Annotated in this window: 21 protein-coding genes, 2 tRNA genes and 5 pseudogenes; 19 read left to right on the forward strand and 9 right to left on the reverse strand. The window is 67.7% G+C overall.

The window, feature by feature from the left end; genetic code table 11:
- Positions 1-279 precede the first annotated feature (279 nt).
- A complete protein-coding gene (locus Atro_RS11245) occupies positions 280-1,464 on the reverse strand; it encodes an aspartate aminotransferase family protein (RefSeq protein WP_497922321.1) in 1,185 nt (394 codons plus the stop codon).
- Positions 1,465-1,729: 265 nt separating this feature from the next.
- On the opposite strand from Atro_RS11245, the pseudogene Atro_RS11250 reads away from it, so the two are divergent.
- Together Atro_RS11250 and trmL are read left to right on the forward strand one after the other, a co-directional pair.
- A pseudogene (locus Atro_RS11250) lies at positions 1,730-2,628 on the forward strand (LysR family transcriptional regulator).
- Between the two features lie 706 nt (positions 2,629-3,334).
- Positions 3,335-3,796, forward strand: a complete 462-nt coding sequence (trmL, locus tag Atro_RS11255) for a tRNA (uridine(34)/cytosine(34)/5-carboxymethylaminomethyluridine(34)-2'-O)-methyltransferase TrmL (RefSeq protein ID WP_497922323.1) — start codon at positions 3,335-3,337, stop codon at positions 3,794-3,796.
- 52 nt (positions 3,797-3,848) lie between these two features.
- Here trmL and secB read toward each other — a convergent pair whose 3' ends face one another.
- Genes secB through Atro_RS11270 form a run of 3 tightly spaced genes read right to left on the reverse strand, consistent with a single transcriptional unit; the run spans position 3,849 to position 5,042 of the window.
- On the reverse strand, positions 3,849-4,340 hold the full coding sequence (gene secB, locus Atro_RS11260; protein WP_497922325.1) for a protein-export chaperone SecB: 492 nt from the start codon (positions 4,338-4,340) through the stop codon (positions 3,849-3,851).
- 26 nt (positions 4,341-4,366) lie between these two features.
- A complete protein-coding gene (gene grxC / locus Atro_RS11265; RefSeq protein WP_497922326.1) occupies positions 4,367-4,621 on the reverse strand; it encodes a glutaredoxin 3 in 255 nt (84 codons plus the stop codon).
- Between the two features lie 7 nt (positions 4,622-4,628).
- Positions 4,629-5,042 carry a rhodanese-like domain-containing protein gene (locus Atro_RS11270; protein WP_497922328.1) on the reverse strand — a complete coding sequence of 138 codons (414 nt, stop codon included), beginning with the start codon at positions 5,040-5,042 and terminating at the stop codon, positions 4,629-4,631.
- Positions 5,043-5,223: 181 nt separating this feature from the next.
- Here Atro_RS11270 and gpmI point away from each other — a divergent pair.
- The 3 genes and pseudogenes from gpmI (at position 5,224) to Atro_RS11285 (ending at position 9,512) form a co-directional block, all read left to right on the forward strand.
- A pseudogene (gpmI, locus tag Atro_RS11275) lies at positions 5,224-6,758 on the forward strand (2,3-bisphosphoglycerate-independent phosphoglycerate mutase).
- Between the two features lie 130 nt (positions 6,759-6,888).
- Positions 6,889-8,160, forward strand: a complete 1,272-nt coding sequence (locus Atro_RS11280; RefSeq protein WP_497922329.1) for a murein hydrolase activator EnvC family protein — start codon at positions 6,889-6,891, stop codon at positions 8,158-8,160.
- 29 nt (positions 8,161-8,189) lie between these two features.
- Positions 8,190-9,512, forward strand: a complete 1,323-nt coding sequence (locus Atro_RS11285) for a S41 family peptidase (protein WP_497922331.1) — start codon at positions 8,190-8,192, stop codon at positions 9,510-9,512.
- 64 nt (positions 9,513-9,576) lie between these two features.
- Here the strand turns inward: Atro_RS11285 and hisF are convergent, their stop codons facing one another.
- From hisF to hisB, 4 genes and pseudogenes are all read right to left on the reverse strand, one after another.
- Entirely contained in the window at positions 9,577-10,347 is a 771-nt protein-coding gene (hisF, locus tag Atro_RS11290) for an imidazole glycerol phosphate synthase subunit HisF (RefSeq protein ID WP_497922333.1), read from the reverse strand.
- Between the two features lie 124 nt (positions 10,348-10,471).
- Positions 10,472-11,208, reverse strand: a pseudogene (gene hisA / locus Atro_RS11295) (1-(5-phosphoribosyl)-5-[(5-phosphoribosylamino)methylideneamino]imidazole-4-carboxamide isomerase).
- Between the two features lie 69 nt (positions 11,209-11,277).
- Positions 11,278-11,916 (reverse strand): imidazole glycerol phosphate synthase subunit HisH, encoded by a 639-nt coding sequence (hisH, locus tag Atro_RS11300; RefSeq protein ID WP_497922335.1) that lies wholly within the window; start codon positions 11,914-11,916, stop codon positions 11,278-11,280.
- Positions 11,916-12,508, reverse strand: a pseudogene (hisB, locus tag Atro_RS11305) (imidazoleglycerol-phosphate dehydratase HisB). Before hisB ends, hisH begins: the two are co-directional and overlap by 1 nt.
- 150 nt (positions 12,509-12,658) lie before the next feature.
- Here hisB and Atro_RS11310 point away from each other — a divergent pair.
- The 13 genes and pseudogenes from Atro_RS11310 (at position 12,659) to Atro_RS11370 (ending at position 22,704) form a co-directional block, all read left to right on the forward strand.
- A pseudogene (locus Atro_RS11310) lies at positions 12,659-13,056 on the forward strand (acetyl-CoA sensor PanZ family protein).
- Positions 13,057-13,141: 85 nt separating this feature from the next.
- A complete protein-coding gene (locus tag Atro_RS11315) occupies positions 13,142-15,388 on the forward strand; it encodes an AsmA family protein (protein ID WP_497922337.1) in 2,247 nt (748 codons plus the stop codon).
- The gene (mutY, locus tag Atro_RS11320; RefSeq protein WP_497922339.1) at positions 15,385-16,473 is read left to right on the forward strand and encodes an A/G-specific adenine glycosylase; all 1,089 of its coding nucleotides are present in this window, start codon (positions 15,385-15,387) and stop codon (positions 16,471-16,473) included. The genes Atro_RS11315 and mutY overlap by 4 nt, the downstream gene beginning before the upstream one ends.
- Positions 16,415-16,741, forward strand: a complete 327-nt coding sequence (locus tag Atro_RS11325; RefSeq protein WP_497922341.1) for an oxidative damage protection protein — start codon at positions 16,415-16,417, stop codon at positions 16,739-16,741. Before mutY ends, Atro_RS11325 begins: the two co-directional genes overlap by 59 nt.
- A 106-nt stretch (positions 16,742-16,847) precedes the next feature.
- Positions 16,848-16,923: transfer RNA gene (locus tag Atro_RS11330), tRNA-Phe, on the forward strand.
- Between the two features lie 39 nt (positions 16,924-16,962).
- A tRNA-Phe gene (locus Atro_RS11335) sits at positions 16,963-17,038 on the forward strand.
- 338 nt (positions 17,039-17,376) lie between these two features.
- A complete protein-coding gene (locus tag Atro_RS11340; RefSeq protein WP_497922343.1) occupies positions 17,377-17,937 on the forward strand; it encodes a 4Fe-4S dicluster domain-containing protein in 561 nt (186 codons plus the stop codon).
- Position 17,938: 1 nt separating this feature from the next.
- Positions 17,939-18,883: an anaerobic carbon-monoxide dehydrogenase catalytic subunit gene (locus Atro_RS11345; protein ID WP_497922345.1), complete on the forward strand. Its 945-nt coding sequence runs from the start codon at positions 17,939-17,941 to the stop codon at positions 18,881-18,883.
- Complete coding sequence (locus Atro_RS11350) at positions 18,811-19,836, forward strand: anaerobic carbon-monoxide dehydrogenase catalytic subunit (protein WP_497922347.1); 1,026 nt, start codon at positions 18,811-18,813, stop codon at positions 19,834-19,836. The genes Atro_RS11345 and Atro_RS11350 overlap by 73 nt, the downstream gene beginning before the upstream one ends.
- Before the next feature lie 10 nt (positions 19,837-19,846).
- Positions 19,847-21,079, forward strand: coding sequence for an NAD(P)/FAD-dependent oxidoreductase (locus Atro_RS11355; protein WP_497922349.1), 1,233 nt, complete (start codon positions 19,847-19,849; stop codon positions 21,077-21,079).
- Entirely contained in the window at positions 21,070-21,870 is an 801-nt protein-coding gene (locus tag Atro_RS11360) for an ATP-binding protein (protein WP_497922350.1), read from the forward strand. Before Atro_RS11355 ends, Atro_RS11360 begins: the two co-directional genes overlap by 10 nt.
- A gap of 16 nt (positions 21,871-21,886) precedes the next feature.
- Entirely contained in the window at positions 21,887-22,108 is a 222-nt protein-coding gene (locus Atro_RS11365; RefSeq protein WP_497922352.1) for a carbon monoxide dehydrogenase, read from the forward strand.
- Between the two features lie 32 nt (positions 22,109-22,140).
- Positions 22,141-22,704 (forward strand): HupE/UreJ family protein, encoded by a 564-nt coding sequence (locus Atro_RS11370; protein ID WP_497922354.1) that lies wholly within the window; start codon positions 22,141-22,143, stop codon positions 22,702-22,704.
- A gap of 66 nt (positions 22,705-22,770) precedes the next feature.
- On the opposite strand, the gene Atro_RS11375 is transcribed toward Atro_RS11370, so the two are convergent.
- A complete protein-coding gene (locus tag Atro_RS11375; RefSeq protein WP_497922356.1) occupies positions 22,771-24,153 on the reverse strand; it encodes an ATP-grasp domain-containing protein in 1,383 nt (460 codons plus the stop codon).
- A 20-nt stretch (positions 24,154-24,173) separates the two neighbouring features.
- Between Atro_RS11375 and Atro_RS11380 the strand changes: the two genes are divergently transcribed.
- Positions 24,174-24,569: a hypothetical protein gene (locus Atro_RS11380; protein WP_497922358.1), complete on the forward strand. Its 396-nt coding sequence runs from the start codon at positions 24,174-24,176 to the stop codon at positions 24,567-24,569.
- Positions 24,570-24,668: the final 99 nt, after the last annotated feature.

Raw genomic sequence — 24,668 nt, forward strand, 5'->3', positions numbered from 1 at the left:
GGTATTTTTTGCCGCCATTCGCCGCCAATCCGTTTCCGGTCCTCGCCGGCACGAATCTCGCTGGAACCTTGGTGGCCCCTTCTCCGCACGTCCGCCAGACAGCGCCAGGGACCACCACGGTTTGGCGTGAAGGCTGGGCAGCGGCCAGGCCCAGCCTCTTTTTTTCCGTGCCTCCGCCTTCACGGCCCCAGGCTCGGCGGCAAGCCCCTTTTATGCGCGAGCAAAAAAAACGCCCCGGCATTCCTGGCGGGGCGGCTGCGATTTCGCAAGAGACGGTATTCAGTTTCGGCCGGAGGCCCGGCCCAGCGCACGCGTCAGGCGCTTGAGCATTTCGTCGATGTTGCCGTGGCTGACTGTCAGCGCCGGTGAAAAGCGCAAGCAGTGCGCCTGCGGCGCGTTGATCAGCAAGTACTCCTTCAGTGCCGCTTCCACTACCGCCGGAGCCGACAGGCTCACCAGCGGCAGCCCCAGCAGCAGGCCCTGGCCACGCAAGGGCCCATGTCCATGCCGGCGGGCCAGTTGCGCTAGCCCTTCACGCAGGTGCTCGCCGACTGCGCGCACCTGCCCGAGAAAACCCGGCTCCAGCACCGTGTCGAGCACCGCCAGACCGGCAGCGGCCACCAGCGCGTTGCCGTGGCAACTGCCGACCAGGTCGCCCGGCTCGAAACAACAGGCACTGCCGCGAGCCACCAGGGCCGCCAGCGGTACACCGCCGCCCAACCCCTTGCCGAGCGTGACGATGTCGGCACGCACGCCATACAACTCCTCGGCCAGCAGCGCCCCGCAACGTCCAATCCCGGTCTGCACCTCATCGAGGATCAGCAGCAGGCCACGCTCGCGGCACAACCGGGCGACTCCCTGCAGATACTCCAGGGTCGCCGGAATCGCTCCCGCCTCTCCCTGCAGCGGCTCCAGCATCACTGCCACGATCTGCTCGTCGAGCGCGGCCGCCAGCGCCTCCAGGTCATTGAAGGGGACTCTGACAAAGCCCGACGAACCATCGCACTCTTCCGATGGGCCGATCGCCTTGCCCGAAGCCGCCAACGCCCCCCAGATACTGCCATGGGAACCATTGAGCGCCGTGACGATACGCCCGGCACCACCCCGATGCAGCCGCCCCCACTTGCGTGCCAGCCTGATCGCCGCTTCGTTGGCCTCGGCACCGCTGCTCAGGAAGTACACCTGATCGCTGTCGGTGGCCTGGCACAAGCGAGTAGCCAGCTTGAGCATGCCGAGGTTGTAGTACCCCGCTCCCGGGTTGATCAGGTTTTCTGCCTGACGCCGCAGGGCGCTCACCAGCACGCTCGGACTGTGGCCCAGGCTGTTCGCTGCCAAGCCTTGGTTGAAGTCGAGGTAGGCATTGCCTTGGACATCCCACAACCACGACCCCTGGCCGCGCACGAACAACTGCGGCGGACGCTCCAAGGTGCGCATCACCCGCATGCAGGCCAGGGCATCACGCATCGTACGACTTCCCGCACCGGCATTCGCCCGTGGATGACCGACTTCGATATCCGCGTTTCAGGCGGATGCTCCGGCGATCGATGGCACCAGTCAGGCCATCGCTCATTTCTTCGGCTTTACCTATGAATGCTTGCGCTACTTCTGCCCGACACATTACCCAGTCAGGCCTCCGAGACACTGTAAGCATGATCGATAGGCATTAGACTAGGGCCTATCGACACCCCGGGCCATTTCGATTTTGTAGATTTATTCATAAGAAAAAATTATGGATTTCCGTCAGCTACGCTATTTCGTCGCCCTTTACGAAGAAGGTCATGTCGGACGTGCTGCAGAACGTCTGAGCCTGTCTCAGCCGGCACTTTCTCAGCAGATCCGCCATCTGGAGGCGGACCTTGACGTCAAGCTTTTTCAACGCACCGGCAAGCGTCTGCTGCCGACCTTGGCGGCACAGACCCTGTACAGCCATGCACTTCCCCTGCTGGAAGGGCTGGAGCGTGCCCGCGATGCACTGCGCGCCTTTCGTGGCCAGTCGGCACGCAGCTTGGCGGTCGGCGTGCTGCAGACGGTCAGCACCAGCCTGGTGCCACCGCTTCTGGAGCGTTTGCGCCAGGCGCAGCCGCACCTGGTGGTGCAGCTTTACGAATTGTCCGGCATCGATATCGAGCGGCGCCTGCTGACCGGCACCCTGGATATCAGCATTGGCTTCCTGCCGCCGCGTCAGCCCGGGCTGCACAGCCTGCCGCTGTACGAAGACGAGTTGCAGTTGGTGATTCCGGAGAGCCATCCCTGAAGGATTTCAAGAAAGTTTCCCTGGCCCAGGCGGCAGAACTGCCGATGCTGCTGCTCGGCGAGGAGTTCCGCGTGCGGCAAATCTGGCAGGAGCAGCTCAGCATGCTGGGGAGACGCCCGAAAGTGCAGGCCGAGCTGAACCACATGAACAGCATCCTCGACAGCTTGCCGCAGACATCCCTAGCCACGGTGCTGCCAGGCTGTTCGCGACCGGCGCACAGCCACCCGGAACTGCTGTGGAAACCGCTCAGCGAGCCACGCATACCACTGACGGTAGGACTGGTCTATCGGGATGCACAACGCCAGCAAGGCATGCTGGACCTGCTGCGCTCGCTGCTGGAAGGGATGCCCGGCCTTCATGAGGCCCACAGCTAAGGCAGAGGCAGCCTTTTCGGAAAGCATAAAAAAAGAAAACCCCGCAAAGCGGGGTCTTGCAGACTGATTCTGACGTCCGTGACTATCCGCCATCCTGGCAGAGCATCCTTGAATCGTCCCTGAACCATCCCTGAGTTACGTGGCGCTTCCTGCGCACATCATCCATGAGCACCGCCATCCTGGCGATCGTCCCTGAGCTCCCCAACGCGTCCTGCGCCAACCATCCTTGCGGCACCCTCCTGGTGAGTTCTCGACGACATCCTGTCGCTCGATGCGCCTCCTGCGCGACCTCCCTATCACCCGCCATCCTGGCGGGAAATCTGCGACGCCTTCCGTGTTTTTCGGTGCGCTTCCTGCGCGACGTCCTTGAGCAATAGAATATGCATCGCCCCGCAAGGTAAACAGTCGTGATCACCATCACACCATGTAAGCCTTTACCTACATGCCTGGCTGAGCCATTCCACCCTTGCCGTCCTGCCCGAAAGCTCTGGCACACAGAATGCATTGAATCTGGCAAAGGTTTCGGGGACCTCGGTACAGGCAGGCCGGGAATTCCCCTCTTTTATGCCTCCCGGCGGTCTTGCAGGCGTCCGATACTGCCCGCCCCTGCCGCAGCGCGCACAACAAGCGGGCGGGGGCGGTGCGCCAAGTACGGCAAAGGTGCAACGGCAGGGTAGAATGCCGGCCTCCCCGCCTGGAGCCATGCATGCTTCACGTCATTCTTTTCCAACCGGAAATTCCGCCGAACACCGGCAACATCATCAGACTCTGCGCCAACACCGGCTGCAGCCTGCACCTGATCGACCCGCTGGGCTTCGAACTGGACGACAAGCGCCTGCGCCGCGCCGGGCTGGACTACCACGAGTACGCCACCCTCAAGCGCCATGCCGACCTCTCCGCCTGCCTGGAGAGCCTCGGCCGGCCGCGCTTGTTCGCCTTCACCACCAAGGGATCGCAGTCCTATCATCAGGTGAACTATCGGCGCGGCGACGCCTTCCTGTTCGGCCCGGAAAGCCGCGGCCTGCCGCAGGAGATCCGCGAGAGCCTGCCACCGGAGCAGCGCCTACGCCTGCCGATGCGCCCCGACTGCCGCAGCCTGAACCTGTCGAACACAGTGGCAGTGGCGGTCTACGAGGCCTGGCGCCAGCTCGATTTCGCGATGGACTGAGCGGAAACGAAAAAGCGCCCCACGGGGCGCTTTCTTCGGCAGGGCGGCGCCTTTACTGCACCGTGCCCGATGCCTGGCCCTCGGCCTGCAGGCGCGCCAGCTCCTGGGCATAGAGCACGTCGAAGTTCACCGGCGCCAGCATCAGCGCCGGGAAGGAACCACGCACGACCAGGTTGTCCAGCGCCTCACGGGCGTAGGGGAAGAGCAGGCTCGGGCAGAAGGCGCCCAGGGTATGGCCCATAGCCTCGGGATCCAAGCCCTTGATCAGGAAGATCCCGGCCTGCTGCACCTCGGCGATGAAGGCCACCTCCTCGCCGGTCTTCACGGTGACCGAGAGGGTCAGCACCACTTCGTAGAAGTCGCCGCCGGTCAGCGCCTTCTGCTTGGTATTCAGATCCAGCTGGACGCTCGGCTTCCAGTCCTGGCGGAAGATTTCCGGAGCCTTCGGGGCCTCGAAGGACAGGTCGCGCACATAGATGCGCTGCAGGGAGAATTGGGCGTTCTGGCCGTCTTGCGCGGCGCCGTTGCTAGCTTGTTCAGTCATGGCAGAGCCTTGTTCGATTTGCGGATTCAATCCTTGAGCAGCGCGTCCAGGCGGCCCGCGCGCTCCAGGGCATGGAGATCGTCACACCCACCCACATGGGTATCGCCGATCCAGATTTGCGGAACCGAGGTACGTCCGGCCTTGCGGGTCATCTCGGCGCGCAGCTCCGGTTTGCCGTCGACGCCGATCTCCTGGTAGACGACGCCTTTCCTGTCCAGCAGCTGCTTGGCCCGAATGCAGTAGGGGCACCAGGCGCTGGTGTAGATGACGATGTGCGGCATGGCTCTCTCACTTCACCACGGGCAGGTTGTCCCCACGCCAGGTGCTCATGCCACCGGCCAACCGGGCCGCGCTGAAGCCGGCCTTCTGCAGATCACGGCAGACGGTACCGGCATGCTGACCCATGGCATCGACCACGATGAGGGTTTTGGCCCGGAACTTCTCCAGCTCGGCCATACGGCTGGCCAGCTTGTCGTAGGGAATGTTGCAGGCATCGACGATGTGCCCACCGGAGAACTCCTTGTGGGCACGCACATCCAGCACCAGGCCCTGGCCACCGTTGACCAGCGCCGTCAACTCGCCGCTGCTGAGGCTACGACCACCGCGACGCAGCTCGGTCACCAGCAGCAGGACCAGCAGGACGACCAAAAGGCCGACGAGGATGTAGTGGTGGGAAGCGAATTCGATCAGCTTGGGGAGCATCGGGAAGTTCCAGAGCGGTAAAATCCCGGCAGTATACACAGCCCCTCAAGCCGGCTGAACCCGCCGCCGCGCCGGCAGTCAATGGCAATGACGCTGCGCCCTGCGAGGCAGTAGACTGTCGCCCCTTGCCCGCTCAAACCCGCCGGGCGCTCCACATCACCGCATCATCAGAGTCGGAACCATGACTGCCACCCCCAAACCGCTGGTACTCATTATCCTCGACGGCTTCGGTCACAGTGACAGCCCCGCCCACAACGCCATCCTCGCCGCCCGCACCCCGGTGCTCGACCGCCTGAACGCCAGCTGCCCGCACGGCCTGATCTCCGGCTCCGGCATGGACGTCGGCCTGCCCGACGGCCAGATGGGCAACTCCGAGGTCGGCCACATGAACCTCGGCGCCGGCCGCGTGCTCTACCAGGACTTCACCCGGGTGACCAAGGCCATCCAGGACGGCGAGTTCTTCGACAATCCGGCCATCTGCGCCGCCGTCGACCAGGCGGTCGCCGCCGGCAAGGCGGTGCACATCCTCGGCCTGCTTTCCGAAGGCGGCGTGCACAGCCACCAGGACCACATCGCCGCCATGGCCGAACTGGCCGTGCGCCGCGGCGCCGAGAAGATCTACCTGCACGCCTTCCTCGACGGCCGCGACACCCCGCCGAAAAGCGCCCTGAGCCCCTGCTGACCCTCGACGCCTGCTTCGCCCGCCTCGGCCAGGGCCGCATCGCCAGCCTGATCGGCCGCTACTTCGCCCTGGACCGCGACAACCGCTGGGACCGCGTCGAGCAGGCCTACCGGCTGATCGTCGACGGCACGGCCGAGTACGCCGCCGCCACCGCCGCCGCCGGCCTGGAGGCCGCCTACGCGCGCGGCGAGAGCGACGAGTTCGTCAAGGCCACCGCCGTCGGCGCGCCGGTGAAGGTGGAGGACGGCGATGCCGTGGTGTTCATGAACTTCCGCGCCGACCGCGCCCGCGAGCTGACCCGTGCCTTCGTCGAGGTCGACTTCCGGGAGTTCGAGCGCCCGCGCCTGCCGCAGCTGGCCGGCTTCGTCACCCTCACCCAGTATTCGGCGAGCATCCCGGCGCCCTGCGCCTTCCCGCCCACGGAGCTGAGCAACGTGCTCGGCGAGTACCTGGCGAAGCACGGCAAGACCCAGCTGCGCATCGCCGAGACCGAGAAGTACGCCCACGTCACCTTCTTCTTCTCCGGCGGCCGCGAGGAGCCGTTCGCCGGCGAGGAGCGCATCCTGATCCCCTCGCCGCCGGTCGCCACCTACGACCTCAAGCCGGAGATGAGCGCGCCGGAAGTCACCGACCGTATCGTCGAGGCGATCGAGAGCCGGCGTTTCGACGTGATCGTCGCCAACTACGCCAACGGCGACATGGTCGGGCATACCGGGGTGTTCGAGGCGGCGGTCAAGGCGGTCGAATGCCTGGACGCCTGCCTCGGGCGCGTCGTCGCGGCGCTGGAGAAGGTCGGCGGCGAGGCGCTGATCACCGCCGACCACGGCAACGTCGAGCAGATGGAGGACGAGGCCACCGGCCAGGCGCACACCGCGCACACCTGCGAGCCGGTGCCCTTCCTCTACGTGGGCCCGCGCAAGCTGCGCATCCGCGCCGGCGGCGTGCTGGCCGACGTGGCGCCGACCATGCTGAAGCTGCTCGATCTGCCGCAGCCGCAGGAAATGACCGGCCAGCCGCTCATCGAGCCGGCCTGAAGCGATGAACGGCGCGAGCCGGTCTCAGGCCGGTCCGCGCCGACTATCGAAAGTCGCCGCAATGGCCTGCAGCCTGGCGACAGATTTTTAGGCATACTTAGGCCGATCCACTCCCCCGATGCCGCATGCCATGCACCGCACCCTTTCCGCCCTGACTCTTGCCCTCGCGCTCAGCCCGGCGTTCGCCGACGAGCGCAGCGAAACCCTGCAGCAGTTGGAGCAGGCTCGCCAGGACATCGCCGAACTGAAGAAGCTGCAGGAGCAGTTGGGCCAGGAACGGAGCGGCATGCAGAAGGAGCTGGGTCGGACCGAGCGGGAGATGGGCGACCTGAAGAAGCAGGTGCATGAACTGCAGGATGAGCTGGACGGCCGCGAACGGGAAATCCAGCGTCTCGACCAACAGAAGCAGACACTGCAGAACGCCCGCGACGAACAGCAGCGGCTGATCGCCAGCCAGGCGCGCGCCGCCTACCAGAGTGGCCGCCAGGAGTACCTCAAGCTACTGCTCAACCAGCAGCAGCCGGAACTGGTTTCCCGCACCCTGACCTACTACGGCTACCTCAACCAGGCACGCCGGAAGCAGCAGGAAACCCTCGACGCGACCCTGCGCCAGCTGGCCGCGGTCGAGCAGGATATCGCCACGCAAAAGGCCCAGCTCGGCGAGCGCAAAGGCGAGCTGGAGCGGCGTCGCGGGCGGCTCGCCGCAGTGCGCCAGGAGCGCCAGCAGGTGCTCGCCCGCCTGAATCGGGAATACGCCAGCAACACGCAGAAGATCCAGGACCGCGAGACGGAGCAGGCCGAACTCGGCCGGGTGCTGCAACGCATCGAGGAAACCCTCGCCCGCCAGGCGCGCGAAGCCGAAGAGGCGCGCCAGCGCACCCTCGCCGAACAACAGCGCCAGCAGGCGCTCGAGGAACAGCGTCAGCGGGCCAGGACCGCCGCTCCCGCCCGTGAACAGCCGCAGCTGTCCCGTGGCGAGGAAAGCATTCCCGACGGCCCCTTCGCCCGCGCGCGCGGCAACCTGCCTTGGCCGGTCGCCGGCAGCCTGCTGGCCCACTATGGCTCGCCGCGCAGCGAAGATGCCCGCACCCGCTGGGATGGCGTGCTGATCGGCGCCAGCGCCGGCAGCCCGGTGCGCGCCATTCATGGCGGGCGCGTGGTGTTCGCCGAATGGCTGCGCGGCTCGGGTCTGCTGGTCATTCTCGACCACGGCAATGGCTACCTGAGCCTCTACGGGCATAATGAGAGCCTATTGAAAGGCGCCGGCGACATGGTCAAGGCCGGCGAGCCGATCGCCACGGTCGGCACCAGTGGCGGGCAGGACATGCCTGCGCTTTACTTCGCCATCCGCCAACAGGGCCGTCCCATCGATCCCGCCCTGTGGTGCCGCGCGCAGGGATAGCGCCGCTTTCACTCGAGGAGTTCGTTTCCATGCCGCACCTGCCCCGTCCCCTCTCACTGGCCCTGGCGGTCGCCTTCACGCTCGGCGCTCCTTTCCTGCACGCCGCGGAAACGCCTGCGCCAGCCGCCGAGACGCGCGGCAAGCCTCTCCTGCCCCTCGACGAGCTGCGCACCTTCGCCGAGGTCATGGACCGCATCAAGGCCGCCTATGTCGAACCGGTGGATGACAAGACCCTGCTGGAAAACGCCATCAAGGGCATGATCAGCAACCTCGATCCGCACTCGGCCTATCTCGAGCCCAAGGAATTCCTCGACCTCCAGGAAAGCACCAGCGGCGAGTTCGGCGGCCTCGGCGTCGAGGTCGGCATGGAGGACGACCAGCTCAAGGTGGTTTCGCCGATCGACGACACGCCGGCGGCCAAGGCCGGCATCGAGGCCGGCGATCTGATCGTCAGGATCGACGGCCAGCCGACCAAGGGCATGTCCATGCTCGAAGCCGTCGACAAGATGCGCGGCAAGCCCGGCAGCAAGCTCGAGCTGACCCTGGTCCGCGAAGGCGGCAAGCCGTTCGATGTCGAACTGACCCGTGCGGTGATCAAGGTCAAGAGCGTCAAGAGCCAGCTGCTCGAGTCCGGCTACGGCTACCTGCGCATCACCCAGTTCCAGGTCAACAGCGGCGAGGAAGTCGGCAAGGCGCTGGCGCGCCTGAAGAAGGAGAACGGCGGCCAGCGGCTCAAGGGGCTGGTGCTGGACCTGCGCAACAACCCCGGCGGCGTGCTGCAATCGGCCGTCGAGGTGTCCGACCACTTCCTCACCCAGGGCCTGATCGTCTACACCAAGGGCCGCATCGCCAATTCCGAGCTGCGCTTCTCGGCCGATCCGGCCGACGCCAGCGAAGGCGTACCGCTGGTGACGCTGATCAACGGCGGCAGCGCCTCGGCCGCGGAGATCGTCGCCGGCGCTCTGCAGGATCACAAGCGGGCCGTACTGATGGGCACCGACAGCTTCGGCAAGGGTTCGGTGCAGACCGTGCTGCCGCTGAACAACGACCGCGCCCTGAAGCTGACCACCGCTCTCTACTTCACCCCTAACGGCCGTTCGATTCAGGCCCAGGGCATAGTGCCGGATATCGTGGTGGAACGCGCCCGACTGACCCAGGACGCCCAGCCGGAGCACCTGCGCGAAGCCGACCTGGCCGGCCATCTGGGCAACGGCAACGGCGGTCCGGACAAGCCCAGCGGCCAGGCCGGCAAAGCCGGCCAGACGCGCCCGCAGGACGACGACTACCAGCTGAGCCAGGCGCTCAACCTGCTCAAGGGACTCAACCTGACGCGCGGGCAACCGCAGCAATAGGACTGTTGCCTGCCGCGGACGGGTGGAAAGCCGCACCGGCGCTTTCCACCCGCCGGCGAATGACTCAGCGCACCACGATACCGCGCGCGGCCAGGTAGGCCTTGGCTTCCGGAACCGTGTATTCGCCGAAGTGGAAGATGCTCGCCGCCAGCACCGCATCGGCCTTGCCTTCGAGGATGCCGGCGGCCAGGTGCTCGAGGTTGCCGACACCGCCGGAAGCGATCACCGGAATGCCCACCGCCTCGCTGATCGCGCGGGTCACGCCGAGATCGTAACCGCTCTTCACGCCGTCCTGATCCATGCTGGTCAGCAGGATCTCGCCGGCGCCGTAGCCTTCCATCTTCTGCGCCCAGGCCACGGCGTCCAGCCCGGTAGGCTTGCGCCCGCCGTGGGTGAAGATCTCCCAGCGCCCCGGCTCGCCCGGCTGCGACACACGCTTGGCGTCGATGGCGACGACGATACACTGCGAGCCGAAACGCTCGGCGGCCTCGCCGACGAACTCCGGATTGAACACCGCGGCGGTATTGATCGACACCTTGTCGGCACCGGCGTTGAGCAGGTTGCGGATGTCCTGCACGGTGCGCACGCCGCCGCCGACGGTCAGCGGGATGAACACCTGGCTGGCCATGCGTTCGACGGTGTGCAGGGTGGTGTCGCGCCCCTCGTGACTGGCGGTGATGTCGAGGAAGGTGATCTCGTCGGCGCCCTGCTCGTCGTAGCGACGGGCGATCTCGACGGGGTCCCCGGCGTCGCGGATGTTCTCGAACTGGACGCCTTTCACCACGCGGCCGTTGTCCACGTCGAGGCAGGGGATGATGCGTTTGGCAAGGGCCATGGCAATGTCTCTCGTAGGGTGGGTTAGGCCGCAGGCCGTAACCCACCGAAGCGGGTTGAAAATCGACTCCAATCGGTGGGTTACGCCGCGGTGCTGCTAACCCACCCTACGGTCTGCGTCAGGGTCAGCCCTTGAAAGCGTCGCACAACGCCTGGGCTTCAGCCACGTCGAGGTACCCTCGTAGATGGCGCGCCCGGTGATGGCGCCAACGATCCCCGGCGCGCGGGCCTCCAGCAGCTTGCGGATATCGCCGAGGTTGTGGATACCGCCGGAGGCGATCACCGGGATGCGGGTGGCGGCGGCCAGGGCGGCGGTGGCCTCGACGTTGCAGCCCTGCATCATGCCGTCCTTGGCGATATCGGTGTAGACGATGGCGGACACGCCGTCGGCCTCGAATCTCTTCGCCAGATCCACGACCTGTACGCTGCTCACCTCGGCCCAGCCGTCGGTGGCGACGAACCCGTCCTTGGCATCCAGGCCGACGATCACCTTGCCGGGGAAGGCGCGGCAGGCTTCGCCGACGAACTCCGGCTGCTTGACCGCCTTGGTGCCGATGATCACGTAGCTGACCCCGGCCTTCACATAATGCTCGATGGTCTCCAGCGAACGGATGCCGCCGCCGATCTGAATCGGCAGGCCGGGGTAGCGTTTGGCGATGGCGGTGACCACCTCGCCGTTGACCGGCTGGCCCTCGAAGGCGCCGTTGAGGTCGACCAGGTGCAGGCGGCGGCAGCCGGCCTCCACCCACTTGGCGGCCATCGCCACCGGGTCGTCGGAAAACACCGTGGCGTCCTCCATCAGGCCCTGGCGCAGGCGCACGCAGGCACCGTCCTTGAGATCGATTGCGGGGATAATCAGCATGTCTTTTTCCTAACGTCAGAAGGGCCCGGAGGGTGGATGGCCACCCCGTGGATGGCTAACCCGCGGCGCCTACCAGCGCCCGTCCCAGGCGGCGAAGTTCTGCAGCAGCTGCAGGCCGTGGGTGTGGCTCTTTTCCGGGTGGAACTGCACGGCGAAGCGCGAGCCCTCGGCCAGCGCGGCGGCGAAGTCGACCCCGTAGTGGCCGCGGCCGACCACCTGGCGCGGGTTGCCGGCCTCGATGTAGTAGCTGTGCACGAAATAGAAGCGACCGTGGTCCGGGATGTTGTGCCAGAGCGGATGGTCGACGGTCTGGGCGACCTCGTTCCAGCCCATGTGCGGCACCTTGAGGTGCTCGCCGTCCTCGACCAGGCCCTTGCCGAAGAAGCGCACCTGACCGGGGAACAGGCCGATGCAGTCGACCCCGCCGTTCTCCTCGCTGCGCTCCAGCAGCGCCTGCATGCCGACGCAGATGCCGAGGAACGGCCGGTCGACGCTCACCTCGCGGACCAGCGCGTCGAAGCCCAGGCGGCGGATCTCGGCCATGCAGTCGCGGATCGCACCGACGCCGGGAAACACCACCCGGTCGGCCTCGCGGATCACCTGAGCGTCGCTGGTGATCAGCACCTTGCCGGCGCCGACGTGCTCCAGCGCCTTGGCCACCGAGTGCAGGTTGCCCATGCCATAGTCGATCACGGCCACCGTCTGCATCACAGGCACCCCTTGGTGGAAGGCATCTGCCCGGCCATGCGCGGGTCGAGCTCGATGGCCATGCGCAGGGCGCGGCCGAAGGCCTTGAACACCGTCTCGATCTGATGGTGGGTGTTGCTGCCGCGCAGGTTGTCGATGTGCAGGGTCACCTGTGCATGGTTGACGAAGCCCTGGAAGAATTCCTGGAACAGGTCCACGTCGAAGTTGCCGACCCGGGCGCGGTGTAGGGCACCTGCATCGAGAGGCCGGGGCGGCCGGAGAAGTCGATCACCACGCGCGACAGCGCCTCGTCCAGCGGCACGTAGGAGTGGCCGTAGCGGACGATACCCTTCTTGTCGCCGATGGCCTTGGCGAAGGCCTGGCCGAGGGTGATGCCGACGTCCTCCACGGTGTGATGGTCGTCGATATGCAGGTCGCCCTGGCACTCGATATCCAGGTCGATCAGGCCGTGGCGGGCGATCTGGTCGAGCATGTGCTCGAGAAAGGGCACGCCGACGGCGAAGCGGGCCTTGCCGCTGCCGTCCAGGTTGATCGAGACCTTGATCTGGGTCTCCAAGGTATTGCGCTCGACGCAAGCCGTACGTTCGGCCATCACAGCTCCGCTAGTCGTGGGACGAAAAGGCGCCATTATAGGCGCAAACCCAACGCCCGGATAAGCCGTCCGGCGCAGCCTGCCCGGTGCGCGGAGCGGCGCCGCTGGTTATCCTTGCCGGTCCAGCAAGCGACAAGGCCCCCGAAAACCATGCCCGTCCACGTCGAAACGCTTACCACCGCCAGCCCCCAGGACCGCCTCGACCTGGCGAAGATCTATGCCGATGCCCCCGGCTGGCTGCTGGCCCCCATGCCGATGCCGAACGGCTGATCGCCACCGGGCTCGAGCGCGGCACATTGATCGCCGGTCGCTTCAACGATCGCCTGCTCGGTGCTGCGCTGCTGGAAAGGAACGACGGCTGCTGGCGGCTGTCGCACCTCTGCGTGCGGCGGATCACCCGCGGCCGCGGCGTCGCCCGGCGTCTGCTCGACGAGGCCCGGCGCCTGGCCGCGGCGGCCGGCAAGCCCCTGCACCTGGCCGGGCCCACCGACCAGCTGGAAGCCCAGGCCCTGGCCGCCCGCACCCAGCTACCGCTGGATGCCCTCTGAGGCCCGCGCCGGCGGCTCGGCCACCTGACCGGCCGCTATACTCGGCGGCCTGTATCCATTGCGAACCCCAACAAGGACTCCGCCCATGAAAACGTTCGGCAAAATCCTTGGCCTGCTCGTTCTCGGGCTGCTGCTGATCGTCGTCGCCCTCGGCTTCGCCCTCACCCAGCTGTTCGATCCCAACGATTACAAGGATGAAATCCGCCAGATCGCCCGCGACAAGGCCAATGTCGAACTGACCCTGAACGGCGACATCGGCTGGAGTCTGTTCCCCTGGCTCGGCCTGCAGTTGCAGCAGGCCAGCGTGGCCAGCACCCGCAGCCCCGATCAGCCCCTCGCCGATCTGCAGATGATCGGCCTGTCGGTACGGGTGCTGCCGCTGCTGCAGCGCGAGATCCAGATGAGCGACATCCGCATCGACGGCCTCGACCTGCACCTGCGCCGCGACAAGCAGGGCCGCGGCAACTGGGAAGACCTCGGCCGCCCGGCCCGGGCCGAAAAACCCGCGCAACCGGCGGAAGCCGCCGGAGAAACCGCACCACCGGCCGAAGCGCCCGCCAAGACGCCGGCCGATACCGCCGCCCGGGCGCTGCGCCTGGATATCGACAGCCTGACGCTGAACAACGCCCGGGTCGACTACCTGGACGAACGCAGCGGACAGAAATTCACTGCCGAGAGCATCCAGCTGAGTAGCGGCGCGATCCGCCCGGACAGCGACATCCCGCTCAAGCTGAGCGCCTTCTTCGGCAGCAACCAGCCGGTCCTGCGCGCGCGCACCAACCTCGAGGGCATGTTGCGCTTCGACTCCGCCCTCAAGCGCTTCCAGCTGGGCAACGCGCAGCTGTCCGGCGAGGCCTCGGGCGAGCCGCTCAAGGGCAAGACCCTGAACTTCGCCGCCCAGGGCGAACTGCTCGCCGACCTGGCCGCCCAGGTGGCCGAATGGAACGGCCTGAAAGTCACCGCCAACCAGCTGCGCGCCATCGGCGAGCTGAAGGTGCGCGAGCTGGACAAGGCGCCGCGGCTGAGCGGCGGCCTGTCCATCGCCCCGTTCAACCCGCGCGAGCTCCTCGCCGGTCTTGGCCAGGAGTTGCCGGCGACAGCCGATCCCGCCAGCCTGACCCGCCTCGAGCTGAGCAGCCAGCTGAGCGGCACGCCAAGCGCCGTGACCCTCGACAAGCTCGACCTGAAGCTGGACGACAGCCAGTTCACCGGCAGCCTCGCCGTCGCCGACTTCGCCCGCCAGGCCCTGCGCCTGCAGCTCAAGGGCGACAAGCTGGACCTCGACCGCTACCTGGCGCCGAAGAGCGACAAGGACAAGAAAGAGGCCGCCGGCGCCGCCCGCCAGGCGGAGGTCAAGGGCGCCGTGGCCGTCGCCGTCCAGAACAGCGACACCCCGCTGCCTGCAGCACCCACCCAGCAGGCCTGGAGCGAAGCAGCGCTGCTGCCGGTCGATACCCTGCGCAAGCTGGACCTGCAGGCCAGCCTCGACGTCGGCCAGCTGACCCTCGACCGACTGCCGATCGGCAACGCCCACCTGCAGGCCGGCGCCAAGGACGGTCTGCTGACCCTGCAGAACCTGCGCGGCGAACTCTTCGGCGGCAGCTTCGACGTCCAGGCCCGCCTCGACGCCCGCCCGTCCACGCCCCAACTGAGCGTGCTGAAGCGCCTCAGCCGCGTCCCGGTGGAGAAGTTCATCAAGACCGAGGACAAGGAAGCGCCGCCGATCAAGGGCCTGCTCGACCTGAACGCCGACCTGCAGACCAGCGGCAACAGCCAGAAAGCCTGGATCGAGGGACTCAACGGCACGGCCAGCTTCGTCCTCCACGACGGCGTGCTGCCCGACGCCAACCTCGAACAGCAGCTCTGCCTGGCCATCGCCACCCTCAACCGCAAGGGCCTGAACAATCCGCCCAACGCCAAGGACACGCCCTTCGAGGAGCTGAAAGGCAGCCTGCAATTCACCAACGGCGTCGCCAGCAACCCCGATCTCAAGGCGCGCATTCCCGGCCTGACGGTCAACGGCAACGGCGACCTGGACCTGCGCGTGCTCGGCATGGACTACCGCGTCGGCGTGATCATCGAAGGCGACAAGCGCGCCATGCCCGATGCCGCCTGCCAGGTCAACGAGCGCTACGTCGGCTTGGAATGGCCGGTCCGCTGCCGCGGCCCGCTGGAGCTGGGCGCCAAGGCCTGCCGCCTGGATCGCGACGGGCTGCGCCAGATCGCCGCCAAGCTGGCCGGCGAGAAGCTCAACGAGAAACTCGAGGAAAAGCTCGGCGACAAGGTCAGCCCGGAACTCAAGGACGCGCTGAAGGGGCTGTTCAACCGATGACTCCCGAGCAGTTCAACAGCGCCGTGCTCGACTGGTACGACCGCCACGGCCGCAAGGACCTGCCCTGGCAGCGGGACATCACGCCCTACCGGGTATGGGTCTCGGAAATCATGCTGCAGCAGACCCAGGTCGCCACCGTGCTCGGCTACTACGAGCGCTTCATGGCCGCCCTGCCGACGCTGGAGGCGCTGGCCGCGGCGCCCGAGGACGAGGTGCTGCACCTGTGGACCGGGCTCGGCTACTACAGCCGCGCGCGCAACCTGCACAAGACCGCGAAGCTCGTCGTCGCCGAGCACGCCGGCGCGTTTCCCCGCTCGGTGGAGGCCCTCGCCGAACTGCCCGGCATCGGCCGCTCCACCGCCGGCGCCATCGCCAGCATCGCCATGGGCCTGCGCGCACCGATCCTCGACGGCAACGTCAAGCGCGTACTGGCCCGCTACCTCGCCGAGGACGGTTATCCCGGCGAGCCGCAGGCGGCCAAACGCCTGTGGACAGCCGCCGAGCGCTTCACCCCCGAGGCGCGGGTCAACCACTACACCCAGGCGATGATGGACCTCGGCGCCACCCTCTGCACCCGTATGCGCCCGGCCTGCCTGCTCTGCCCGCTCGAGAGCGGCTGCCGCGCCCATCTGCTCGGCCGCGAGACGCACTACCCGACGCCCAAGCCGCGCCGGGAGCTACCGCGAAAGCGCACCCTGATGCCGCTCTTGGCCAGCCGCGACGGCGCCATCCTGCTCTACCGGCGCCCCTCCAGCGGACTCTGGGGCGGGCTCTGGAGCCTGCCGGAGCTGGACGACATCGAAGCGCTCGACCCGCTCGCCGCCCGCCACGCCCTGCGCCTCGGCGAACGCCGCCCGCTGCCGGGCCTGACCCACACCTTCAGCCACTTCCAGCTGGCCATCGAACCCTGGCTGGTGACGGTCGAGAGCAGCACCCCCGCCGTGGCCGAGGGCGACTGGCTCTGGTATAACCTCGCCGCTCCGCCGCGCCTGGGCCTCGCCGCCCCGGTGAAGAAGCTGCTCAAGCGTGCCCAGAGCGAACTGCAGCCGCCGGTGGACCCGCCGACTTCGAGGAGAGACCCATGACCCGCACCGTGCATTGCCGCAAGTACAAAGAGGAACTGCCCGGCCTCGACCGTCCGCCCTACCCGGGCCCAAGGGCGAGGACATCTACAACAACGTCTCCAGGCAAGCCTGGGACGAATGGCAGAAGCATCAGACCATGCTGATCAACGAGCGCCGGCTGAACATGATGAACGCCGAGGACCGCAAGTTCCTCCAGGGCGAGATGGACAAGTTCCTCTCCGGCGAGGAATACGCCCAGGCCGAGGGCTACGTGCAGCCGAAGGAGTGAGGCCCGCCCCGCTCGCGGAGACGTGCTAACCGATTAAAAAAGCTAATTTTTTCGCCGGCCACAGTTGACGCTCCGGCGTCAAGAAGGTTTAATGCCGGCCGTTGTTGCCCAGGTAGCTCAGTTGGTAGAGCAGGGGATTGAAAATCCCCGTGTCGGCGGTTCGATTCCGTCCCTGGGCACCACTTTCCTCGAGTGGCACTCCAGAGTCGCAACGCCCTTTCGCCCAGGTAGCTCAGTCGGTAGAGCAGGGGATTGAAAATCCCCGTGTCGGCGGTTCGATTCCGTCCCTGGGCACCATATTCGACGAAGGCCCCGCACACCCCGATGTGCGGGGCCTTCGTGTTTCCGGCTCGCTCATTTTCGGGCCAAGTCCGCATCGACGCGCCGATGCCTCCCCCTCCCGCCTTCCTGTCGGACACTCGCCAAAGCCCTTTCCCACACACCCGCCATGGCTATTCGAGGCCAGGTGTCGGCCAGCCGACAGACAAGCCCCTGCCTCCCCGCTACCGTGCCTGGGAATACCTTGTCTGCGGCATGGCCGCCGACGCGAAAAGGCTACGTTCGGAATTCACATTTGCTACTGATCCGGCCGATGCGGGAAAGACTCGCACGCCTTCCGGAACAGGAGAGAAGGCATGTCCAAAACCATCTTCACCGTGGTCGAGAATTGTGTCGCCTGTAAGTCGTGCGAAATCGCCTGTGCGGTCGAACACTCGCAGTCGAAAACCCTGGCCGGCGCCATCCTGGAAACCCCGCCGCCGCAGCGGCGCATCAGCGTGGAAGGCGTCGGCGCCTACAGCTACCCGTCGCGCTGCCAGCACTGCAGCGACGCCTCGTGCATCACCGCCTGCCCCACCGGCGCCATGCAGCGCGATTGCGGGACCGACGCAGTGTTTTCCGACTCCAACAAGTGCATCGGTTGCTGGATGTGCGTGGTCGTCTGCCCCTTCGGCGGGGTGACGGCCGACCAGTCGAGCAAGAAGGCGCTGAAATGCGACCGCTGCCCCGAGCGCACGGCCAAGGGCGAGGCGCCGGCCTGCGTGGCGGCCTGCCCGACCGGCACCCTCCTCTACCTCACCCCCGAAGAATTCGCGGCGCAGCGCCGGCAGGCGACGGCCAAGGCGGCCGTCTGCGGCGGCCAGGCGACCGAAACCAACGGCATGGACATTCTGCGATCCTTGAAGAGAACCCACTGATATGGCCGATACAACGCTTCCCGTCATCGAGGGCGCCCTGCTCAAGGTCGCCCACGACAAAGGCTTTGCCACCGCCCGCGACCGCCTGGAGGTCATGAGCCCGCAGTGCGGCTTCGGCGAACTAGGCACCTGCTGCCGCATCTGCTACATGGGCCCGTGCCGCATCGACCCGTTCGGCAACGGCCCGAAGACCGGCGTCTGCGGCCTGAGCCCCGACGCCATGGTCGCCCGCAACCTGCTGCGCGACACCGTGGGTGGCACCGCCTCCCACGTCGGCCATGCCCGCCATGTGCTCCTGACCCTACGCGACGCGCTAAACGGCAAGGCCCCCTATCAGGTCAAGGGCGTGTCCAAGGTGATGGCCCTGGCCAAGACCTTCGGCGTGCCGACCGAGGGCCGCGAGGTCAACGACATCTGCCGCGACCTGGTGAATATCGCCCTGGAGGACTTCGGCCGCCAGGACGAGCTGCCGAACAACTGGCTCAGCAAGCGCGCGCCGGCCGCGGAGCAGGCGCTGTGGAGCGATCTGGGGCTGATGTACTCCAACCCGCACAACGAGATCGAGACGGCGATGCACGCCACCTCGATGGGCAACGACGCCGATCCGGTCTCGCTGATGCTACGGGTGCTGAAGATGAGCCTGATCGACGGCTGGACCGGCCTGACCCTGTGCGTCGACCTGCAGGACATCCTGTTCGGCGTGCCGGAGATCGCGGTGACCGAGGCCGCCGTCGGCGTGCTGGAGGAGAACAGCGTCAACCTCGCCGCCCACGGCCACAACCCGGTGCTCTCGGAGAAGATCCTCGAGTGGGCCGAGAAGCTGGAGGGCGAGGCCCTCGCCGCCGGTGCCGAGCGCATCAACGTGGTCGGCGTGTGCTGCACCGGCAACGAGCTGAGCATGCGCCACGGCGTCAAGCTGGCGCGCACAACTCGCAGACCGAGCTGATCCTCGCCACCGGCGCGGTCGACGCCATGGTGGTCGACATCCAGTGCATCTGGCCGCAGCTGGCCCAGGTCGCCAAGTGCTTCGACACCGCTTTCATCACCACCGACGCCATGGTCCGGATTCCCGACGCCCGGCACATCCCATTCGAGCCGCAGCATGCCGACGAGAGCGCCCGCGAGATCGTCCAGGCGGCCATCGACGCCTTCCGCCGCCGGCGCGGCAAGCCGGTCGACATTCCCCAGCACAAGAGCACGGCAGTGGCCGGCCTGTCGGTGGAAGCGATCATCGACCTGCTCTCCAAGCTGGATGCCGAGGACCCGCTCAAGCCGGTGATCGACAACGTGGCCAACGGCAACATCTTCGGCTTCGTCGGGGTGGTCGGCTGCTCGAGCATCAAGTTCCGCGACAACGCCATGACCGAGGAGATGGTCAAGCATCTGCTGCGCCAGAACGTGCTGGTGCTGACCACCGGCTGCACCGCGCACATCTGCGCCCAGGACGGCCTGATGACCAGCGAGGCGACCTACCGCTACTGCGGCGACGGCCTCAAGGCGGTGCTTGAGGTGCTGGGCAAGGCCGCCGGCCTCGACGGCCCGCTGCCGCCGGTCTGGCACATGGGCGCCTGCGTCGACAACTCGCGCATCGTCGATCTGATGGTGGCGCTGGCCGAGCGCCTCGGCGTCAAGGTCGGCCAGTTGCCCGCGGTGGGTTCGGCGCCGGAGCTGGTGCAGGAGAAGGCCGTGTCCATCGGCGGCTCCTTCCTGGCGCTCGGCGTGTCCTGTCACATCGCCCCGGCGCCGCGCATCCTCGGCGGCCCGATGGTCACCAAGCTGCTCACCGAGGACCTGCAGGAGCTGACCGGCGCCGTGGTGCGGGTGGAGCTGGAGCCCAAGGGCGCCGCCGACTGGATGGTCGCGCATATCGCCGAGAAGCGCGCGGCGCTCGGCATCTGACGGAGGCGGCATGAAGATCGTCATCATCGGCAACGGACCGGCGGCGATCTCCGCCGCCGAGACCCTCCGCGGGCAGGACCGGAGCTGCGAGATCGTCATGCTCTCCCGGGAGAGCGTGCCCTTCTACTCCCCCTGTCCGCTGGCCGAGTACGTGGAAGGCAGCGTCCCCAAGGACCATCTCTTCCTACGCGACCCGGACTTCTACGCCCGCACCGGAATCGACATCCGCTACGGCTGCCCGGTGCGGCGGATCGATCCGCCGGCCCGTCAGGTCTGGACCGGAGACCAAGCCATCGGCTACGACAAGCTGCTAATCGCCACCGGCTCCAAGGCGTTCGTCCCGCCGATTCCCGGCCTTGCCACCGCCAGGGGGGTGTTCGAGCTGAAGACCCTGGGCGATGCCGACGGCATTCTGGAGAGGCTCGAGGTCGCCCAGCGCGCGGTGGTCATCGGCTCCGGCTTCATCGGCCTGGAGGCGGTGCAGGCCCTGGTCCGCCACGGACTGGCGGTGACCCTGCTGGAAGCCCAGAGTCATGTGCTGCCGGCCATGCTGGACAGCGACATGGCCGCCCTCGTCGAGCGGCGGCTGGTCGCGCACGGCGTGCAGGTGCACACCGGCTGCGGCGCCGAGCGCATCCTCGAAGGCGACGACGGCGTGCGCGGCGTGCTGGCCGGCGGAGTCGAAATCCCCTGCGAGCTGGTGATCTGCGCCGCCGGGGTGCGTGCCGACCTGTCGATCCTCGAGGGCAGCGGCATCGCCGGCAACCGGGGCATTCTGGTCGACGCGCGGATGCAGACCAGCGTCGAAGGCGTGTTCGCCGCCGGCGACGTCATCGAGCGCCCGGACGCCCCGGACAAGCACCGGGTGGTGCCCAACTGGCCGAACGCGGTTTCCACCGGCCGGATCGCGGCATGCAACATGCTGGGAATCGACCGGCGCCATCCGGGACTGGAAGCGGTCAACGTCGTGCGCGTCTTCGACCTGCCCATCGCCTCGTTCGGCGTGCAGGCCGGTGAAACCTCTCTGCGCTGGCAGGACGACAAGGGCGCGGTGCGCAAGGTCCTGCTCAAGGACGGCCGGGTGGCCGGCGGCCAGCTGATCGGCGAGATCAACGGCACCGGCGTGCTGCACGAGATGATGAAGAAGGGCATCGCCGTCGAGCGCTTCGGAACGCATCTGGCGCATCCCGGCTTCGGTTACATCCACACCCTGGAACCCCTGAGGGCAGTCAAATGGGCCTGAAAATCGCCATCAGCGGCAAGGGCGGGGTCGGCAAGACGACCCTGACCGGCCTGCTCGCTCACCACTACGCCAAACAGGGCCGCCGGGTCCTGGCCATCGACGCCGACCCCTCGCCCTGCCTGGGACCGGCACTGGGCTTTTCCGAGTCGGTGCTGATGGATCTGCTGCCGATCTCCGAAATGGCCGAGCTGATCGCCGAGCGCACCGGCAGCGACCCGCGCGGCGGCAGCGGCGGGATGTTCAAGCTCAATCCCCGGGTTTCCGACATCCCCGAGCGCTTCTCGGCGAGCCTGGGCAACATCCGCCTGCTGCTGCTGGGCGCCGTGCAGAAGGGCGGCTCGGGCTGCATCTGCCCGGCCAGCACCCTGCTCAAGCAACTGGTCCGGCACGTGCTGCTGGAGCGCGACGAGGTGGTCCTGCTCGACCTGTACGCTGGCGTCGAACACCTCGGCCGCGGTACCGCCGAGGCGGTGGACGTCATGCTGGCGGTGGCCGAGCCGACCAACCGCAGCCTGCGCACCGTCCGCCAGGTAGAGGTGCTGGCCCGCGACATCGGCATCGACAAGCTGCTCTTGGTCGGCAACAAGGCGACCGGCGCCGAGGACCGGGCGTTCTTCACGGACGCGGCCGGCAGCCTGCCGCTGGCCGGCTGCCTGGAGATGTCGCCGGCGGCGATGGCCGCCGACCGCTCCGGCGCGCCGCTCTATGACCTGTCGCCCGAGCTGGCCCGGGAAGTCGCTTCGATTGCCGAAGCCATCGAGCGCCTGGCCCGAGCCGGCGAACCCGCATAAAAAGGAGCGAACGAACATGTGCGAGAACTGCAACTGCGGCACCGCCTCCCCCTCCGTCGGCCATGCCCATGCCATGCCGGGCCAGCTCATCGAACACGAGCACGAGCACATCCATGCCGACGGCACGGTGCACAGCCACGTCCATGTCCATCTGGCGCCGCATGGGCCGGGGGCCGTCCACCACCACTCCCACTCCAACCTCCAGGGCCTGAAGCGCCCCGGCGGCGGGCAGAACTGAGCCCGCCGGGGCCGACCCCAGGAACCATAGCCATGAAAACACGCCACCTTCTGCCCCTGCTCGCCCTGCCCCTGCTGCCCGGCGCCGCCTTCGCCCACCCCGGGCATGACGGCAACGGCCTGATCGCCGGCCTGCTGCACCCCTTCGGCGGCGCCGACCACCTGCTGGCGATGCTGGCCATCGGCATCTGGGCCGCCCTGCAGCCGCGCGCCCTGAAATTCGCCATGCCGGCGGCCTTCCTCGCCGCCCTGCTGGGCGGCTTCCTGCTCGGCGCCAACGGCATCGGCCTGCCGCTGGTGGAAACCGGCATCGCCCTCTCGGTGCTGCTGCTCGGCCTGCTGATCGCCTGCGCCGCGCGCCTGCCGGCCACTGTCTCGCTGGCCCTGGCCGGTGCCTTCGCCCTGTTCCATGGCCACGGCCACGGCGCCGAGGCCAGCGGCAGCCTGGCCGCCTTCGCCGGCGGCTTCCTCGCCGCCAGTCTGAGCCTGCACCTGGGCGGCGGCCTGCTCGCCACCGCCGTGCAGCGGCGCCTGCCCCTGCTGGCCCGCAGCGCCGGCGCACTCATCGCCGCCAGCGGTGCGCTGATGATGCTCTGAGCGCCAGGCCCGCTCCCTGAGGAAAAGGCTCGCCCGTGCGGTGGGCCTTTTTGCTTTCCGGCCGGCTCAGACGCCCCGGGGCTCGCCGTGCGGCTCCCGCGCTCCGGCAGCGCCGACACCTCCGCTCCCCTGCCCGAAGACCAGCGCCGCCATGCGCGCGTGCTCCTCGGCGGTCGGCAGCGCGCTCGCGTCGACGGCGCCGGCGGCTTCGCCATTGCCCACGGCCGGTGCCGGCCGGAAGCGACCGTCGGCAGCTATCTCCACCCAACCGTACCACTCGTTCAGCAGTTGTTCGGCAACGCCGTCCCGCAGGCGCACATACCAGTCGGCAAGCCGGAAGCGTCTGCCGGCCAGCGCGGGCAGTGCGGACTCGGCGTGCACCAGCGCCACATAGAGCGGGTGCGGCAGGGAATGGATCTGCCCGGCTTCGTCCAGCAGGAAGGTATGGGACCGGTACTCACCCGGCTCCGGCGTGCCGCCCCGGCCGGGCTCGCTCAGGGTGAACACCGGCGCAAAGCCGCCGCCCTCGGTGCGGAAATTGGTGGTCTGCCCTTGGTAGACGCGCGCGGCCAGCCACTGGATCTGCCCGTCGTAGACGTAGGCGCGCAGGTCGTATTTCATCGGCTGGCCCGTCGCGGTACGCCGCTCGCCCGGTACCACCAGCGCCTGGGCGACATAGCCGCCGGCCAGGATGTCCTGCCAGACGCGCCTGGTGAGCTTGTCGCCGCGGTAGGCGCCACGGCTGCCGAAGCCGCTGACCGGCTTGAAGAACAGCCCGCGCCGCCCGGCCCACAGGCGCTCGGCATCCTCGGCCCGCACCAGCCGCGTGCGCGGCACGTCGCGCAGCAGGATCGCCTGCGCCTCCTGCGCGACGCCCAGGCGCGCCAGCACCTCGGGATCGCTCAGATCGGCCAGACGCCGTTTGTCGGCATAGAGGGCATGCGCCTGCGGATGCGGCGTCAGCACCACGGCATCGCTCAGATAGGCCTCGCGCAAGGCCCGGCAGTCCTCGCCCTGCAGATAGAAATCGGTCAGGCGGTTGTACACCAGGTCGATGGCCTGCTCGCCCAGCAACAGCCGGCCGTCGCGCAGCTCGAGTTCCGCCGGGTCGGCGATCAGGGTCTCGATGCCGTGCCCGCCGAGCAGGTGCTGGAACAGCAGGAATTCCGGATACAGGTACTGGCGCTCCGGCGCCTCGTCGACGATCGCCACGCGGCGCAGCGGCGCCTGCCGGCCGGTCGCGCGCCATTCGTGCCGGAACATCTCCGGCATGGCCCGCTCGAAGCCCTCCACGCCTTCGCGGCCCGGCAGCAGCGGCGCGACGCCCTCGCAGCAGACGCGCTGCGCCCGCGCCAGCACCGCGTTGAGCATCGCCCCGCCGGCATTGGTGTTGATTTCGATGAGACCGAGCGTGTCGCCCTCGACGTGGAAGTCGTAGCCGAAGAACACGCCCCTGACCCGCGCACGTCGTGGCGGGCGATGGCCGGCGCCGCCGCCAGCGCCTGCTCGCGCCACGCCGGCAACGCCACCACCTGCTCCACGGCCCTGACCACCGCCTCGATACGCTGCAACTGCGCCGGCGCCACGAACACGGGGTACTCGGCGAAGACATGCGGACAGCGCTCGCGCAGCAGCGCCGCGAGCCGCGGATCGCCCAGCTCGGTTGCGAGGGCCGCGTCGAGGGCCCGGTGATCGAGACTGATGCAGAAACAGGCATCGTTCAGCGCATCGACCGTAGTTCCGAAGCCCTGGCGGAGAAGGCCGGTGCCAGCGGCAAGCCCGGTCGTCCGGCCGCAGCCGGAATGTTCATCACCCATACTGCCTCCCTTTCCGCGCCGTGCCGGACGCTCTGGACACCAGCATAGCCAGCGGGCGCGGACGACCACGGTGAGCCGGCGCAACCGAAACGCGGTAGCCGAACACGAAAACGCCGGGCGAACCCGGCGTAAACGAAAAGCGGCGAG

Source organism: Azotobacter tropicalis, assembly GCF_059739045.1.

Coding starts and splice junctions, on each gene's coding strand:
- Atro_RS11245 (WP_497922321.1), bottom strand. CDS start 1,464: ATGCGTGATGCCCTGGCCTGCATGCGGGTGATGCGCACCTTGGAGCGT.
- trmL (WP_497922323.1), top strand. CDS start 3,335: ATGCTTCACGTCATTCTTTTCCAACCGGAAATTCCGCCGAACACCGGC.
- secB (WP_497922325.1), bottom strand. CDS start 4,340: ATGACTGAACAAGCTAGCAACGGCGCCGCGCAAGACGGCCAGAACGCC.
- grxC (WP_497922326.1), bottom strand. CDS start 4,621: ATGCCGCACATCGTCATCTACACCAGCGCCTGGTGCCCCTACTGCATT.
- Atro_RS11270 (WP_497922328.1), bottom strand. CDS start 5,042: ATGCTCCCCAAGCTGATCGAATTCGCTTCCCACCACTACATCCTCGTC.
- Atro_RS11280 (WP_497922329.1), top strand. CDS start 6,889: ATGCACCGCACCCTTTCCGCCCTGACTCTTGCCCTCGCGCTCAGCCCG.
- Atro_RS11285 (WP_497922331.1), top strand. CDS start 8,190: ATGCCGCACCTGCCCCGTCCCCTCTCACTGGCCCTGGCGGTCGCCTTC.
- hisF (WP_497922333.1), bottom strand. CDS start 10,347: ATGGCCCTTGCCAAACGCATCATCCCCTGCCTCGACGTGGACAACGGC.
- hisH (WP_497922335.1), bottom strand. CDS start 11,916: ATGCAGACGGTGGCCGTGATCGACTATGGCATGGGCAACCTGCACTCG.
- Atro_RS11315 (WP_497922337.1), top strand. CDS start 13,142: ATGAAAACGTTCGGCAAAATCCTTGGCCTGCTCGTTCTCGGGCTGCTG.
- mutY (WP_497922339.1), top strand. CDS start 15,385: ATGACTCCCGAGCAGTTCAACAGCGCCGTGCTCGACTGGTACGACCGC.
- Atro_RS11340 (WP_497922343.1), top strand. CDS start 17,377: ATGTCCAAAACCATCTTCACCGTGGTCGAGAATTGTGTCGCCTGTAAG.
- Atro_RS11345 (WP_497922345.1), top strand. CDS start 17,939: ATGGCCGATACAACGCTTCCCGTCATCGAGGGCGCCCTGCTCAAGGTC.
- Atro_RS11355 (WP_497922349.1), top strand. CDS start 19,847: ATGAAGATCGTCATCATCGGCAACGGACCGGCGGCGATCTCCGCCGCC.
- Atro_RS11360 (WP_497922350.1), top strand. CDS start 21,070: ATGGGCCTGAAAATCGCCATCAGCGGCAAGGGCGGGGTCGGCAAGACG.
- Atro_RS11365 (WP_497922352.1), top strand. CDS start 21,887: ATGTGCGAGAACTGCAACTGCGGCACCGCCTCCCCCTCCGTCGGCCAT.
- Atro_RS11370 (WP_497922354.1), top strand. CDS start 22,141: ATGAAAACACGCCACCTTCTGCCCCTGCTCGCCCTGCCCCTGCTGCCC.